This is a genomic window from Cellulosimicrobium cellulans (assembly GCF_001722485.1).
GTDB lineage: Bacteria > Actinomycetota > Actinomycetes > Actinomycetales > Cellulomonadaceae > Cellulosimicrobium > Cellulosimicrobium cellulans_A.
This window is the reverse complement of the sequence record NZ_LWGL01000089.1, coordinates 1-13,860: the sequence shown is the minus strand read 5'-3', so window position 1 is coordinate 13,860 and position 13,860 is coordinate 1. Positions and strand designations below refer to the sequence as shown.

12 protein-coding genes and 1 rRNA gene are annotated in these 13,860 nt (G+C 74.1%); 12 read left to right on the top strand and 1 reads right to left on the bottom strand.

The features are described from left to right. On the bottom strand, window positions 1-947 hold a 947-nt coding region (locus tag JZ5iCDA_RS10920; protein WP_069387199.1), incomplete at its 3' end, for a quinone oxidoreductase family protein. Between the two features lie 483 nt (window positions 948-1,430). Between JZ5iCDA_RS10920 and argC the strand changes: the two genes are divergently transcribed. The 12 genes from argC to JZ5iCDA_RS10860 all read left to right on the top strand — a co-directional run. Next, the gene (gene argC / locus JZ5iCDA_RS10915) at window positions 1,431-2,519 is read left to right on the top strand and encodes an N-acetyl-gamma-glutamyl-phosphate reductase (protein ID WP_069387198.1); all 1,089 of its coding nucleotides are present in this window, start codon (window positions 1,431-1,433) and stop codon (window positions 2,517-2,519) included. Further along, a complete protein-coding gene (gene argJ, locus JZ5iCDA_RS10910) occupies window positions 2,516-3,727 on the top strand; it encodes a bifunctional glutamate N-acetyltransferase/amino-acid acetyltransferase ArgJ (RefSeq protein WP_069387197.1) in 1,212 nt (403 codons plus the stop codon). Before argC ends, argJ begins: the two co-directional genes overlap by 4 nt. Further along, complete coding sequence (argB, locus tag JZ5iCDA_RS10905; protein ID WP_069387196.1) at window positions 3,724-4,677, top strand: acetylglutamate kinase; 954 nt, start codon at window positions 3,724-3,726, stop codon at window positions 4,675-4,677. The genes argJ and argB overlap by 4 nt, the downstream gene beginning before the upstream one ends. Then, window positions 4,674-5,987, top strand: coding sequence for an acetylornithine transaminase (locus JZ5iCDA_RS10900; protein WP_069387195.1), 1,314 nt, complete (start codon window positions 4,674-4,676; stop codon window positions 5,985-5,987). The genes argB and JZ5iCDA_RS10900 overlap by 4 nt, the downstream gene beginning before the upstream one ends. 4 nt (window positions 5,988-5,991) lie before the next feature. Beyond that, entirely contained in the window at window positions 5,992-6,927 is a 936-nt protein-coding gene (argF, locus tag JZ5iCDA_RS10895) for an ornithine carbamoyltransferase (protein WP_069387194.1), read from the top strand. Further along, a complete protein-coding gene (locus JZ5iCDA_RS10890; protein WP_253182050.1) occupies window positions 6,924-7,475 on the top strand; it encodes an arginine repressor in 552 nt (183 codons plus the stop codon). Before argF ends, JZ5iCDA_RS10890 begins: the two co-directional genes overlap by 4 nt. Window positions 7,476-7,547: 72 nt before the next feature. Continuing rightward, window positions 7,548-8,777, top strand: coding sequence for an argininosuccinate synthase (locus JZ5iCDA_RS10885; RefSeq protein ID WP_069387193.1), 1,230 nt, complete (start codon window positions 7,548-7,550; stop codon window positions 8,775-8,777). Between the two features lie 52 nt (window positions 8,778-8,829). Next, a complete protein-coding gene (argH, locus tag JZ5iCDA_RS10880) occupies window positions 8,830-10,260 on the top strand; it encodes an argininosuccinate lyase (RefSeq protein WP_069387192.1) in 1,431 nt (476 codons plus the stop codon). Between the two features lie 34 nt (window positions 10,261-10,294). After that, entirely contained in the window at window positions 10,295-10,900 is a 606-nt protein-coding gene (locus JZ5iCDA_RS10875) for a uridine kinase family protein (protein ID WP_069387191.1), read from the top strand. 98 nt (window positions 10,901-10,998) lie between these two features. Beyond that, complete coding sequence (locus JZ5iCDA_RS10870; RefSeq protein WP_083259897.1) at window positions 10,999-11,688, top strand: DNA-3-methyladenine glycosylase; 690 nt, start codon at window positions 10,999-11,001, stop codon at window positions 11,686-11,688. Window positions 11,689-11,785: 97 nt separating this feature from the next. Then, a complete protein-coding gene (tyrS, locus tag JZ5iCDA_RS10865) occupies window positions 11,786-13,048 on the top strand; it encodes a tyrosine--tRNA ligase (RefSeq protein WP_069387190.1) in 1,263 nt (420 codons plus the stop codon). A 686-nt stretch (window positions 13,049-13,734) separates the two neighbouring features. Beyond that, window positions 13,735-13,860, top strand: a 16S ribosomal RNA gene (locus JZ5iCDA_RS10860); the annotation flags it as partial.

Genomic DNA, 13,860 nt, shown 5'->3' with positions numbered 1-13,860 from the left:
GCGCGGTGCGCGTCCGCGGCGTCGGCGAGCGCGAACCGCGCCCCGACGCGCACGTGCAGCGTGCCGCCGGCGACGGCGCCCAGCACGTCGGCCGCGCGCTCCGTGAGCTCGGTGCGCGTCGCGGTGTGGTCGGCGAGCTTGGGCCGCGTGAGGAACACCGACCCCGCCGCGTTCAGCCGCTGCGGGTCGAACGCCGGCACCTGGCCCGACGACCCGCCGAAGAGCACGAGCGTCCCGCGACGGCGCAGGCTCGCCAGAGACGCGTCGAACGTGTCCTTGCCGACGGAGTCGTACACCGCGGCCACGCCCTCACCGCCCGTGAGACCGCGAACCACCTCGGGCAGGTCGTGGGCGAGGTCGCCGAACGCCGTGTACTCGATGACGTGCTCGGCCCCCGCCCCGCGCGACAGCTCGGCCTTCTCGGGCGTCGACACCGTCGAGATCACGTGCCCGCCGCGCGCCACCACCATCTGCGTGAGGAGCAGGCCGACCCCGCCCGCGCCCGCGTGCACGAGCACACGGTCGCCCGGGCGCACCGGGTACGTCGACGTGCACAGGTAGTGCGCGGTCAGGCCCTGGAGCGCGACGGCCGCCGCGTCCTCGAGGGTCACGGCGTCCGGGACGCGCAGCGCCTGGCGTGCCGCAACGACGACGAGGTCCGCGTACGAGCCCGGCGCCTCGGTCCACACGACGCGGTCCCCGACCGCGAACTCGGGGTCGCCGTCGCGCACCCCACCGACCGCGACCACCGTCCCGGCCCCCTCGCTGCCCACGGGGTGCGGGTACGGCACCGGGTAGACGCCGGCGCGCTGGTACGTGTCGACGAAGTTGACGCCCGCCGCCGCCGTGCGCACCAGCAGCTCACCGGGCCCCGGCTCCGGGTCGGGCAGCTCGCGGTACTCCAAGACCTCAGGGCCGCCCGCCTCGCGGGCCACGATCGCGTGCATGGGGCTCAGCCTAGGGTCGGGCGCGGTGGCTGGGTCGGGTGGGCGGGGCGGCTGACGTGCTCGGACTGCCGCGCCGTCACCTCGGCCCGTCGTCGCACCTTCTCGAGCGCGGCTCTGACGTCCTTCGCACATCACCCGCCCCGCCCGGTCTCGTCTCGCCCTGGCCGTGCGACGCCCTCGCAGTCCGGGCAAGCCGCCACTCGCGCGGTGCCTCGTCCTCGTCGACGAGTGGTCGGGACCGCGGCGGTGAGGGCGAAGACGAGCGGCGGGGTCGGACCGTGTGCGAAGGGCGTCAGAGGCGCGCGCGAGAACGCGAGACGATCGCACGAGGTGACGGCGCGCCAGCCCGAGCGCACGGTGCGACCCTGCCGCGAACCCGATTACATGTGCCCGCGCCAGCCCGAGCGCATGGTGCGACCCGGCCGCGAACCCGACCACGAGGCGGCGACCGGGCGCGCTGCATAACTATGTATAGTTGTGCATATGACGGTCACAGTCGCGGTCGCGGGGGCGTCCGGGTACGCGGGGGGCGAGGTGCTGCGCCTGCTCGTGGGGCACCCCGACGTCGAGATCGGCGCGCTCACGGCGCACAGCAGCGCGGGGTCGCTGCTCGGGGCGCACCAGCCGCACCTGCGGTCCCTCGCGGACCGCGTGCTGCTGCCGACGACGGTCGAGCACCTCGTGGGGCACGACGTCGTGGTGCTCGCGCTGCCGCACGGCGCGTCGGGGGAGATCGCGGCGCAGCTGCCCGAGGACGTGCTCGTGCTGGACCTCGGTGCCGACCACCGGCTCGAGTCGGCGGCGGACTGGAAGCAGTTCTACGGCTCCGCGCACGCCGGGACGTGGCCGTACGGGATGCCGGAGCTGCTGCTCACGCAGGACCCGGGCGCGGCGGCGACGGAGACGCGCCAGCGCGAGCGTCTCGTCGGCGCGCGCCGGATCGCCGTCCCCGGGTGCAACGTGACCGCCGTGACGCTCGGCCTCCAGCCGGGTGTCGCCGCCGGGGTCGTCGACGCGCGGGACGTCGTCGCCGTGCTCGCGAACGGCTACTCGGGTGCCGGGAAGTCGCTCAAGCCGCACCTGCTCGCGGCGGAGGGCCTCGGCTCGGCCCAGCCGTACGCCGTCGGCGGCGGCCATCGGCACATCCCGGAGATCGTGCAGAACTTGCGTGCCGCGGGCGCGTCGGAGGTGCGGATCTCGTTCACGCCGACGCTCGTCCCGATGGCGCGCGGCATCCTCGCGACGGTGACCGCGCCCCTGTCGGCCGACGTCGCCGCCCTCGGTCCCGCCGAGGCGACCGCGCGCGTGCGCCAGGCGTGGGACGACGCGTACGTCGGCGAGCCGTTCGTGCAGGTGCTGCCCGAGGGGCAGTGGCCGAGCACGGCGATGACGCTCGGCGCCAACACCGCGCTCGTCCAGGTCGCCGTCGACCACGCGGCAGGCCGCGTGGTCACCGTGACGGCGATCGACAACCTCGTCAAGGGCACCGCGGGCGCCGCGGTGCAGTCCATGAACGTCGCGCTCGGCCTGCCGCAGACGGCGGGCCTGACCACCGAGGGAGTCGCCCCGTGACCGTCACGTCCCCGCAGGGCTTCCGGGCCGCCGGCGTCGCCGCCGGCCTGAAGTCGACCGGTGCGAAGGACGTCGCGCTCGTCGTCAACGACGGGCCGCTCGACGTCGCCGCGGCCGTCCTCACGACGAACCGCGTGTTCGCCGCCCCTGTCGCGTGGACGCGCCAGGCCGTGAGCGACGGGCGCGCGAGCGCCGTCGTGCTCAACTCGGGCGGCGCCAACGCGTGCACGGGCCCCGACGGGTTCGCGGACACGCACCGCACCGCCGAGCACGTCGCGGACGTCCTCGCGACGTCGGCGGGCGACGTCCTCGTGTGCTCGACCGGCCTCATCGGGGTACGCCTGCCCATGGCGGAGCTGCTCGCGGGCGTGGACGCCGCGGCGACCGCGCTCGACGACCCGGCGTCCACGACGACGGGCGGCGAGGACGCCGCGCTCGCCATCATGACGACCGACACGGTGCCCAAGACGGTCCACGTGGTGCGCGAGGCCGCGGTGGGCGGCTCGACCGACGGCGCCGCGAGCTGGTCCGTCGGCGGCATGGCGAAGGGCGCGGGCATGCTCGCGCCCGGGCTCGCAACCATGCTGTGCGTCGTCACGACCGACGCCGTCGTCGACGGCGCGACCGCCGACGCCGCCCTGCGTGCCGCGACGCGCGCGACGTTCGACCGGGTCGACTCCGACGGCTGCATGTCGACCAACGACACCGTGATCCTCCTCGCGTCCGGCGCGTCGGGCGTCGCCGTGCCGCTCGACGAGCTGACCGACGCGCTCACCGAGGCGTGCGGGTCGCTCGCGCGCCAGCTCGTCGCGGACGCCGAGGGTGCGAGCCACGACGTCGCGGTGACCGTGGTGAACGCGAGCAGCGAGGACGCGGCCGTCGCCGTCGCGCGCGCCGTCACGCGGTCCAACCTGTTCAAGGCCGCGATCTTCGGCAACGACCCGAACTGGGGCCGCATCGTCTCCGCGGTCGGCACCGTGCCGGAGGACGTCGCGCCGTTCGACGCGCTCGCACTCGACGTCGCCGTCAACGGCGTGCAGGTGTGCCGCGCCGGGGGAGTGGGTGAGCCGCGCGAGCTCGTCGACCTCGCCGCCGCGCGCGAGGTGCGCGTCGAGATCGACCTGCACGCCGGGTCCGCCACGGCGACGGTGTGGACGAACGACCTCACGCACGACTACGTCCACGAGAACAGCGCGTACTCCTCATGAGCGACCGGCAGACCCCGATCCCCGCGCCCGACGACGACGCGTTCGACACGCGCACCGACCTGCGCCCCGACCAGAAGGCCGAGGTGCTCGTCGAGGCCCTGCCGTGGCTGCAGGAGTTCGCCGGCGCCCTCGTCGTCGTCAAGTACGGCGGCAACGCCATGGTCGACGACACCCTCAAGGCGGCGTTCGCGCAGGACATGGTGTTCCTGCGCCGCGTGGGCCTGCGCCCCGTGGTGGTGCACGGCGGCGGCCCCCAGATCTCCGCGATGCTCGGGCGGCTCGGCATCGAGTCCGAGTTCCGCGGCGGCCTGCGCGTGACGACGCCCGAGGCGATGGACGTCGTGCGCATGGTGCTCACCGGGCAGGTCTCGCGCGAGCTCGTCGGCCTCGTCAACGCGCACGGCCCGTACGCCGTCGGCCTGTCCGGCGAGGACGGCGGCCTCCTCCGCGCGCAGCGCCGGCACGCCACCGTCGACGGCGAGCCTGTCGACGTCGGCCTCGTGGGCGACGTCGTGGAGGTCCGTCCGGGCGCCGTCCAGGACCTGCTCGACGCCGGGCGCATCCCCGTCGTGTCCACCATCGCGCCCGACCGCGACGACTCCACGCAGGTGCTCAACGTCAACGCCGACACCGCGGCCGCGGCGCTCGCCGTCGCGCTCGGGGCGCGCAAGCTCGTCGTCCTCACCGACGTCGAGGGCCTGTACACGTCGTGGCCGGACCGCGGCTCGCTCGTCGCGCAGATCACGCGCACGGAGCTCGCGGACCTGCTGCCCACCCTCGAGTCCGGGATGGTGCCGAAGATGGAGGCGTGCCTGCGCGCCGTGGAGGGCGGCGTGCCGTCCGCGACGGTCATCGACGGCCGCGTCCCGCACTCGCTCCTGCTCGAGGTCTTCACGACCCAGGGCAACGGCACGATGGTCGTGCCCGACCCCGTCGGAGGTGCCGCATGACCGACGTCGAGCCCACGACCTCGCACGCGCCCACGCCGGTCGCGTCCGGGTCGGTGCAGGAGTGGACCGACCGGTACACGCACGCCGTCATGGACACGTTCGGCCCGCCGCAGCGCGTCCTCGTGCGCGGCGAGGGCGCGTACGTCTGGGACGCCGACGGCCGCCGCTACCTCGACCTCCTCGCCGGCATCGCCGTCAACGCGCTCGGCCACGCCCACCCCACGCTGACCGCCGCGGTGAGCGCCCAGCTCGGCACGCTCGGGCACGTGTCGAACTTCTTCGGCACGCCCGCGCAGATCGCGCTCGCCGAGCGGCTGCTCGCGCTCGCGGAGGCACCCGCCGGGTCGCGCGTGTTCTTCACGAACTCGGGCACCGAGGCCAACGAGGCGGCCTTCAAGATGGCGCGCCGCAACGACGACGGCGGCCGCCGCACGCGCGTCCTCGCGCTCGAGGGCGGCTTCCACGGCCGGACGATGGGCGCGCTCGCGCTGACGAGCAAGGCCGCGTACCGCGAGCCGTTCGAGCCGCTGCCGGGCGGGGTCGAGCACGTGCCGTTCGACGACGTGGCGGCGCTCGAGGAGGCGTTCTCGGACGCCGCCGTCGCGGCGCGCGGCGGGGTCGCGGCGCTCGTCCTTGAGCCCGTCCAGGGCGAGGCGGGCGTGCGAGCGCTCTCGCCGGGCTACCTCGCCGCGGCGCGCGGGCTCACCGCGCGCCACGGCGCGCTGCTCGTCCTCGACGAGGTGCAGACCGGCGTCGGGCGCACCGGCTCGTGGTTCGCCTACCAGCAGCCCGACCTCGGCGGCGGGGTCGTGCCCGACGTCGTCACGCTCGCCAAGGGGCTCGGCGGCGGCTTCCCCGTCGGCGCCGTCGTCGCGTACGGGGAGCGGGCGGCGCGCCTCCTCGGGCGCGGGCAGCACGGCACGACGTTCGGTGGCAACCCCGTCGCGGCCGCCGCGGCCCTCGCCACGCTCGGCGTCATCGAGCGCGACGGGCTGCTCGAGAACGTCCGCACCGTGGGCGCGCTCCTGCGCGAGGGCATCGCGGCGGCGGGCAACCCGCTCGTCGCGGGGGTCCGGGGCCGGGGCCTGCTCCTCGCGGTGCAGCTCTCGCGGCCCGTCGCGGCGGACGTCGCGCGCGCGGCGCTCGACGCGGGGTTCGTCGTCAACGCGGTCGCGCCGGACGCGATCCGCCTCGCCCCGCCGCTGATCCTCACCGCGGACCAGGCGCGCGACGTCGTCGCGTTCTTCGCCGCCCTGCGCCTGCCGAGGCCCACCACCGGCACCACCGACACCACCGAGACGAGGGACTGACCCGATGGCCACGCGGCACTTCCTGCGCGACGACGACCTCACGCCCGCCGAGCAGCGGCAGGTGCTCGAGCTGGCGCTCGCGTTCCGCGACGACCGCACGTTCCGCCAGCCGCTGCGCGGGCCGCAGGGCGTGGCCGTCCTGTTCGACAAGCCCACGCTGCGCACGCAGCTGTCGTTCTCGACCGGCATCGCCGAGCTCGGCGGCTTCCCCGTCGTCGTCGACGGCCGGCTCGCCCAGATCGGGACGCGCGAGTCGATCGCGGACACCACGCGCGTGCTCGAGCGCCAGGTGTCGGCGATCGTGTGGCGCACCTACGGCCAGGACCGCATCGAGGAGATGGCGGCCCACAGCCGCGTCCCCGTCGTCAACGCGCTCACCGACGACTTCCACCCGTGCCAGATCCTCGCCGACCTGCTGACTGTCGCGCAGCTGCGCGGCGGCACGGCCGCGCTCGCGGGCCAGACCCTCGCGTACGTCGGCGACGGCGCGAACAACATGGCGCACTCCTACCTCCTCGGCGGGGCCACGGCCGGCCTGCACGTGCGCGTCGGCACGCCCGACGGCTACCCGCCGGCGCCCGCGATCCTCGAGGACGCGCGCCGCGTCGCCGCCGAGACGGGCGGCTCCGTGCTCGTCACCGCGGACCCCGCCGAGGCCGTCGCCGGGGCCGACGTCGTCGCGACCGACACCTGGGTCTCCATGGGGGACGAGGACGAGGCCGCCGAGCGCGCCCTCCCGTTCGTGCCCTACCAGGTCGACGACGCGCTCCTCGCGCACGCGAAGGACGACGCGATCGTGCTGCACTGCCTGCCCGCGTACCGGGGCAAGGAGATCACGGCCGAGGTCATCGACGGGCCGCGCTCGGCCGTGTGGGACGAGGCCGAGAACCGCCTGCACGCCCAGAAGGCGCTGCTCGCGTTCCTGCTGGAGCACGCGTGACCACCCCGGCGGCCGAGGCGCCCGTCCCGGAGGTGGCCGCCGGGCGGACCGCCCCGGCGACCAAGGCCGCGCGCCACGCGCGCATCGCCGAGATCGTGCGCCGCACCGCGATCCACTCGCAGGCCGAGCTCGCCAAGGCGCTCGCGGCCGAGGGCGTGAGCGTCACGCAGGCGACCCTGTCGCGCGACCTCATCGAGCTGCGCGCCGAGAAGGTGCGCGGCGCCTCGGGCGCGCTCGTCTACGCGGTGCCCGGCGAGGGCGGCGACCGCAGCGTGCAGAGCGTCGAGTCGCCGGAGTACCTCGCGGCGCGGCTCGCGCGGCTGTGCTCCGAGATGCTCGTCTCCGCGGAGGCGTCGGCCAACCTGGTCGTCCTGCGCACGCCCCCCGGCGCGGCCAACTACCTCGCGTCGGCGATCGACCACTCGGTGCTCCCGGGCGTGCTCGGCTGCATCGCCGGCGACGACACGATCCTCGTCATCGCCCGCGACCCCGACGGCGGCGCGGAGCTCGCGCGCCGCTTCCTCGACCTGTCCGGGCCGGGCGCCTGACCGCGGGCGTCCGCCCGCCGGCAGCCCTGCCACACTGATCCGCAGACCCCTCACGTACAGAAAGAGATCGTCATGACTGAACGCGTCGTGCTCGCCTACTCCGGCGGCCTGGACACCTCCGTCGCCATCGGCTGGATCGCGGAGGCCACGGGCGCCGAGGTCGTCGCCGTCGCGGTCGACGTCGGCCAGGGCGGCGAGGACCTCGAGCTGATCCGCCAGCGCGCCCTCGACTGCGGGGCCGTCGAGGCCTACGTCGCCGACGCGCGCGACGAGTTCGCCGCCGAGTACTGCATGCCCGCGCTGCGCGCCAACGGCCTGTACCTGGACCGGTACCCGCTCGTCTCGGCGCTGTCGCGCCCCGTCATCGTCAAGCACCTCGTGCGCGCCGCGCGCCAGTTCGGCGCGACTACTGTGGCCCACGGCTGCACGGGCAAGGGCAACGACCAGGTCCGGTTCGAGGTCGCGACGACGTCGCTCGCGCCCGAGCTGAAGACCATCGCGCCGGTGCGCGACCTCGCGCTCACGCGCGAGAAGGCGATCGACTACGCGGAGAAGCACGCGCTGCCCATCGCGACGACCAAGCACAACCCGTTCTCGATCGACCAGAACGTGTGGGGCCGCGCCGTCGAGACCGGCTTCCTCGAGGACATCTGGAACGCGCCCACCAAGGACGTCTACAACTACACGGACGACCCCACGTTCCCGCCGGTCGCCGACGAGGTGATCGTCACGTTCGAGCAGGGCATCCCCGTCGCCCTCGACGGCGTGGCCGTCACGCCCCTGCAGGCGATCCAGGAGATGAACCGCCGCGCGGGCGCCCAGGGCGTCGGCCGGATCGACATCGTCGAGGACCGCCTCGTCGGCATCAAGTCGCGCGAGGTGTACGAGGCACCGGGCGCGATCGCGCTCATCGCCGCCCACCAGGAGCTCGAGAACGTCACGCTCGAGCGCGAGCAGGCCCGCTTCAAGCGCGGCGTCGAGCAGCGCTGGACCGAGCTCGTCTACGACGGCATGTGGTTCAGCCCGCTGAAGAAGTCGCTCGACGTCTTCATCGACGACACGCAGCGCTACGTCTCCGGCGACGTCCGCCTCGTCCTGCACGGCGGCCGCGCGACCGTGACGGGCCGCCGCTCCGAGGCGAGCCTGTACGACTTCAACCTCGCGACCTACGACGAGGGCGACTCGTTCGACCAGTCGCAGGCCAAGGGCTTCATCGAGATCTACGGCCTCACCGCCAAGCTCGCCGCCGCGCGCGACGAGAAGTTCGGCAACGGCGTGGACTTCGGCACCGGGGCCCTCTGAGCCTGTCGGCCGAGCCACCGGCACCCCGTCCCTCGACCGCTGCGGAGAACCGATGACCGACACGAACCACGACGAGCCCGGGCGCGTCAGCCTGTGGGGCGGCCGCTTCGCCGGCGGCCCGTCCGACGCGCTGGCCGCGCTGAGCAAGAGCACGCACTTCGACTGGCGCCTCGCGGGCCAGGACATCGCCGGGTCGAAGGCCCACGCGAAGGTCCTGCACGCCGCGCGCCTGCTCGACGACGAAGAGCTCGAGGGCATGCTCGCCGCGCTCGACCGGCTGCGCGAGGACGTCGCGTCGGGCGCGTTCGTCGCGGCGCCGGACGACGAGGACGTGCACACGGCCCTCGAGCGCGGGCTCATCGAGCGCGCCGGCCCGGACCTCGGCGGCAAGCTGCGCGCCGGGCGGTCGCGCAACGACCAGATCGCGACGCTGACGCGCATGTACCTGCGCGACGAGGCCCGCACGATCGCGGGCCTCGTGCTCGACGTCGTCGACGCGCTCGTCGAGCAGGCCGCGGCGCACCCGGACGCCGCGATGCCGGGCCGCACGCACCTGCAGCACGCGCAGCCGGTGCTGCTCGCGCACCACCTGCTCGCGCACGCGTGGCCGCTCCTGCGCGACGTCGACCGCCTCGTCGACTGGGACGTGCGGGCCGCGCGCTCGCCGTACGGCTCGGGGGCGCTCGCGGGCAGCTCGCTGGGCCTCGACCCGGCCGCCGTCGCGGCCGAGCTCGGCTTCGACGGCCCGGTCGAGAACTCCATCGACGGGACGGCGTCGCGCGACGTGGTCGCCGAGTTCGCGTTCGTCGCGGCGATGCTCGGCGTCGACCTCTCGCGCCTCGCGGAGGAGGTGATCCTCTGGGCGACGAAGGAGTTCGGCTTCGTGCGCCTCGACGACGCCTACTCCACGGGGTCGAGCATCATGCCGCAGAAGAAGAACCCCGACGTCGCCGAGCTCGCGCGCGGCAAGGCGGGGCGGCTCGTGGGCGACCTGACGGGTCTGCTCACGACGCTCAAGGGCCTCCCGCTCGCGTACAACCGCGACCTGCAGGAGGACAAGGAGCCGGTGTTCGACCAGGTCGACACGCTCGAGGTGCTCCTGCCCGCGTTCTCGGGCATGGTCGCGACGCTGACCTTCGACACCGGGCGCATGGCCTCGCTCGCGCCGCAGGGCTTCTCGCTCGCGACCGACGTCGCCGAGTGGCTCGTGCGCCAGGGCGTGCCGTTCCGCGTCGCCCACGAGGTCGCGGGGGCGTGCGTCCGGGCGTGCGAGGAGCGCGGGATCGAGCTCTGGGACCTGTCGGACGACGACCTCGCGGCGATCTCCGAGCACCTCACGCCGGGCGTGCGGGACGTGCTGAGCGTCGAGGGCTCGCTCGCGTCGCGCGACGCGGTGGGCGGCACCGCGCCAGCCCGCGTGGCCGAGCAGCTCGAGGCGGCCAAGGAGCGCTCGGCGGAGTTCCGGTTCTGGGCGCAGGGCTGAGCGTGCCCGGAGTCGTCGACCGCGGGGCCCGCGCGTGAGCGTCGGCCCCGACGTCCTCGCCGACCTCGTCCGCCGCGTGCGCGACGCCGTCCCGCGCCTCGGTCCGGGCACGGCGCCCGGGCCCGGGGAGGGGACCGCACCGGGCACGCGGCTCGTGGTCGTCGACGGCCCGGCGGGCTCGGGCAAGACGACGCTCGCCGCCCAGCTCGGCGAGGCGCTGCCTGCGCAGGTGCTGCACATGGACGACCTGTACGAGGGGTGGCAGGGACTCGAGCCCGCCTGGGACCGGCTGGACGGGTGGGTGCTGCGTCCGCTGGCCGCGGGGGAGCCGGGGCGCTACCGGCGCTTCGACTGGGGGCTCGACCGCTTCGCCGAGTGGCACGACGTTCCGCCGGCGCCGTACCTCGTCGTCGAGGGGTGTGGCTCGGGCCGGCGCGCGGCGGACGTCGTCGCGTCGCTTCGCGTGTGGGTCGAGGCGCCCGACGACCTGCGGCTGCGGCGCGGCCTGGACCGCGACGGCGAGGACGCGCGGGACCACTGGCTCGCGTGGATGGAGGCCGAGCGCGAGCACTACGCGCGCGAGCGGACGCGCGAGCGCGCCGACGTGCGGCTCGACGCCTTCGGCCGCCCGCTGGCCTGACCGCGACGCTCGCTACATCGCGTCCGACGCCGGTCCGGGCCGGTCCGCGACGTACCCTGTCCCGGGACCCCGGACCCGAGGCAGGACAGGAGGCGGGGATGACGAGACCGACCGGCGCGGGCGACGCACAGGGCGTGACCGCCGCGGTCGCGGCGGACGACGTGCTCGCGCGCGACTGGTTCGCGCGCGACGTGCACGATGTCGCGCGCGACCTGCTCGGCGCGTTCCTCATCCGCCGCAGCGAGGACGGCGTCGTCACCCTGCGCGTCACCGAGGTCGAGGCGTACGACGGCGAGCGCGACCCCGGGTCGCACGCCTACCGCGGGCGCACGGAGCGCAACCGCGCCATGTTCGGCGAGCCTGGACACCTGTACGTGTACCGCCACCTCGGGCTACACCACTGCGTGAACGTCGTCACGGGGCCGGAGGGCCGCGCGTCGGCCGTCCTGCTCCGCGCCGGCGAGGTGGTCCGGGGTGCCGATGTCGCCCGCGCCCGCCGTACGGCGAGAGGACGGTGCGACACCGACCGGCAGATCGCGCGCGGGCCGGCGCGGCTCGCGGTCGCGCTCGACCTGGACCTGCGCCTCTACGGCGCCGACCTCACGGACCCGGACGGTGCGCTCGTCGTGCACCGCCCCGCCGCTCCGGCCCGACCGCAGATCGCGACGGGGCCGCGCGTCGGGGTCTCCGGCACGGGCGGCGACGGCACGCTGTACCCCTGGCGGTACTGGATCGCGGACGACCCGACGGTCTCGGCGTACCGGCGGGTGTCCGCCCGGTCGCGCTGACCGCCGTCAGGCGCCGGCACGGCACACTAGGACCGGCGGCCCGCGCGGGCCGCCCTGCACGTCCCCGCGCGAGCGGGGGCCCGACGAAGGAGTGGTAGTGAGCGACGTTCTCGACGAGCTGCAATGGCGGGGCCTGGTGGCGCAGTCCACCGACGAGGCCGCGCTGCGCGCCGCGCTGGCCGAGGGCCCGATCACCTATTACTGCGGCTTCGACCCCACGGCCCCGAGCCTGCACCACGGCCACCTCGTCCAGCTCGTCGTGCTGCGCCACCTGCAGCTCGCGGGCCACCACGCGGTCGCGCTCGTCGGCGGTGCGACGGGCATGATCGGCGACCCCCGCCAGTCGGGCGAGCGCGTGCTCAACACCAAGGAGACGGTCGCCGAGTGGACCGAGCGCCTCAAGGCGCAGGTCTCCCGGTTCCTCGACTTCGAGGGCGACAACCCGGCGCGCCTCGTCAACAACCTCGACTGGATCTCCGAGCTCTCGGCGATCGACTTCCTGCGCGACGTCGGCAAGCACTACCGGCTGGGCACGATGCTCGCGAAGGACACGGTCGCGCGCCGCCTGCGCTCCGAGGAGGGCATCAGCTTCACGGAGTTCAGCTACCAGATCCTCCAGGGGATCGACTTCCTCGAGCTCTACCGTCGCCACGGCGTGACGCTCCAGACCGGCGGGAACGACCAGTGGGGGAATCTGTTGTCCGGGGTCGAGCTCGTCCGCAAGACGGAGGGCGCGGCCGTGCACGTCCTCACCACACCGCTCATCACCAAGGCCGACGGCACGAAGTTCGGCAAGACCGAGGGCGGCGCCGTCTGGCTCGCGCCGGACATGATGAGCCCGTACGCGTTCTACCAGTACTGGCTCAACGCGGCGGACGAGGACGTCGTGGGGTGGCTGAAGATCTTCACGTTCCGCACGCGCGAGGAGATCGCCGAGCTGGAGGCGGCGGTCCGTGAGCGTCCGGGCGCCCGCGAGGCGCAGCGTGCCCTCGCGAACGACGTGACCACGCTGGTGCACGGCGCGGACGCGACCGCGGCGGTGGTCGCGGCGAGCCAGGCCCTCTTCGGGCGCGGCGAGCTGGGGTCGCTCGACGAGCAGACGTTCGGCGCCGCGGTCGCCGAGCTGCCGCGGACGGCGGTGCGGGCCGGGGACCCGGTGGTGGACCTCCTCGTCGGGTCCGGTCTCGTGGCCTCGAAGGGTGCGGCGCGCCGGGCCGTCGCCGAGGGCGGCGCCTACGTGAACAACGTCAAGGTCACCGACGAGGACGCGGTCGTGACGGCCGACGATCTGCTGCACGGCCGGTACGCGCTGCTGCGCCGCGGGAAGAAGACGCTCGCCGTCGCGGTCGCCGGCGACTGAGGACGTCTCCGCGCGAACGGTCGTCGCAGGGAGGGCCGGGTGGAGACACCCGGCCCTCCCGCGTCCGCCGGGCGAGGCGCCCGGACCGGCGCCGAGCGAGGGCTGGCGGAGGGAACCGCACCCCAGCAGGCGCGGAATCCTGCGGATTTGGCAGCCGGTCGCAGCGCGTGTAGTGTTCTCGACGTTCGCCCGGCAGGGAGGAACGGACACCACGGATGAGCTCTCCGGAGCGGCCGACGGTGGCTGGTCCCGCGGGCGGTCCCCCTCACCGAACGATCGGGCGTTTCGCGCGCCCGGCCGGCGGCGCGGGGTTGCCGGAGAAGACCGGCCTCCTCGATCCTGATCCACGCGGACGGGTTTGGTGAGCGGCGGAAGGCTCTGGTAGGGTAGAGAAGTTGCCCCAAGCGAGGTTGGGCCTGATGGTCTGGCTGAGTTGGTGTGTGTCGGTTGTTTGAGAACTCAACAGTGTGCTTGTTAGTCAATGCCAAATTTTTTGTCCTCGTGGGCATGGCTGGCTGGCTGCCCCCGGCCTGGGGGTGGTGGTTGGTTGTGTCTGGGGATTCCTTTGGTTGATTTCGGAGAATGATCGTCGGATTGTTTTTCGTGTAGCCAGTTTTGTGAACCTTCGGGTTCGCTTCGTATGGATTGTTCATCACCGGCCTGTGGTTGGTGGTGGGCGTTGTTCTTTTACGGAGAGTTTGATCCTGGCTCAGGACGAACGCTGGCGGCGTGCTTAACACATGCAAGTCGAACGATGAAGCCCAGCTTGCTGGGTGGATTAGTGGCGAACGGGTGAGTAACACGTGAGTAAC

What these genes read in the sequence shown, in the direction of transcription:
- argC (WP_069387198.1), top strand. Translation starts at nt 1,431, where the DNA reads ATGACGGTCACAGTCGCGGTCGCGGGGGCGTCCGGGTACGCGGGGGGC.
- argB (WP_069387196.1), top strand. Translation starts at nt 3,724, where the DNA reads ATGAGCGACCGGCAGACCCCGATCCCCGCGCCCGACGACGACGCGTTC.
- JZ5iCDA_RS10900 (WP_069387195.1), top strand. Translation starts at nt 4,674, where the DNA reads ATGACCGACGTCGAGCCCACGACCTCGCACGCGCCCACGCCGGTCGCG.
- argF (WP_069387194.1), top strand. Translation starts at nt 5,992, where the DNA reads ATGGCCACGCGGCACTTCCTGCGCGACGACGACCTCACGCCCGCCGAG.
- JZ5iCDA_RS10885 (WP_069387193.1), top strand. Translation starts at nt 7,548, where the DNA reads ATGACTGAACGCGTCGTGCTCGCCTACTCCGGCGGCCTGGACACCTCC.
- argH (WP_069387192.1), top strand. Translation starts at nt 8,830, where the DNA reads ATGACCGACACGAACCACGACGAGCCCGGGCGCGTCAGCCTGTGGGGC.
- JZ5iCDA_RS10870 (WP_083259897.1), top strand. Translation starts at nt 10,999, where the DNA reads ATGACGAGACCGACCGGCGCGGGCGACGCACAGGGCGTGACCGCCGCG.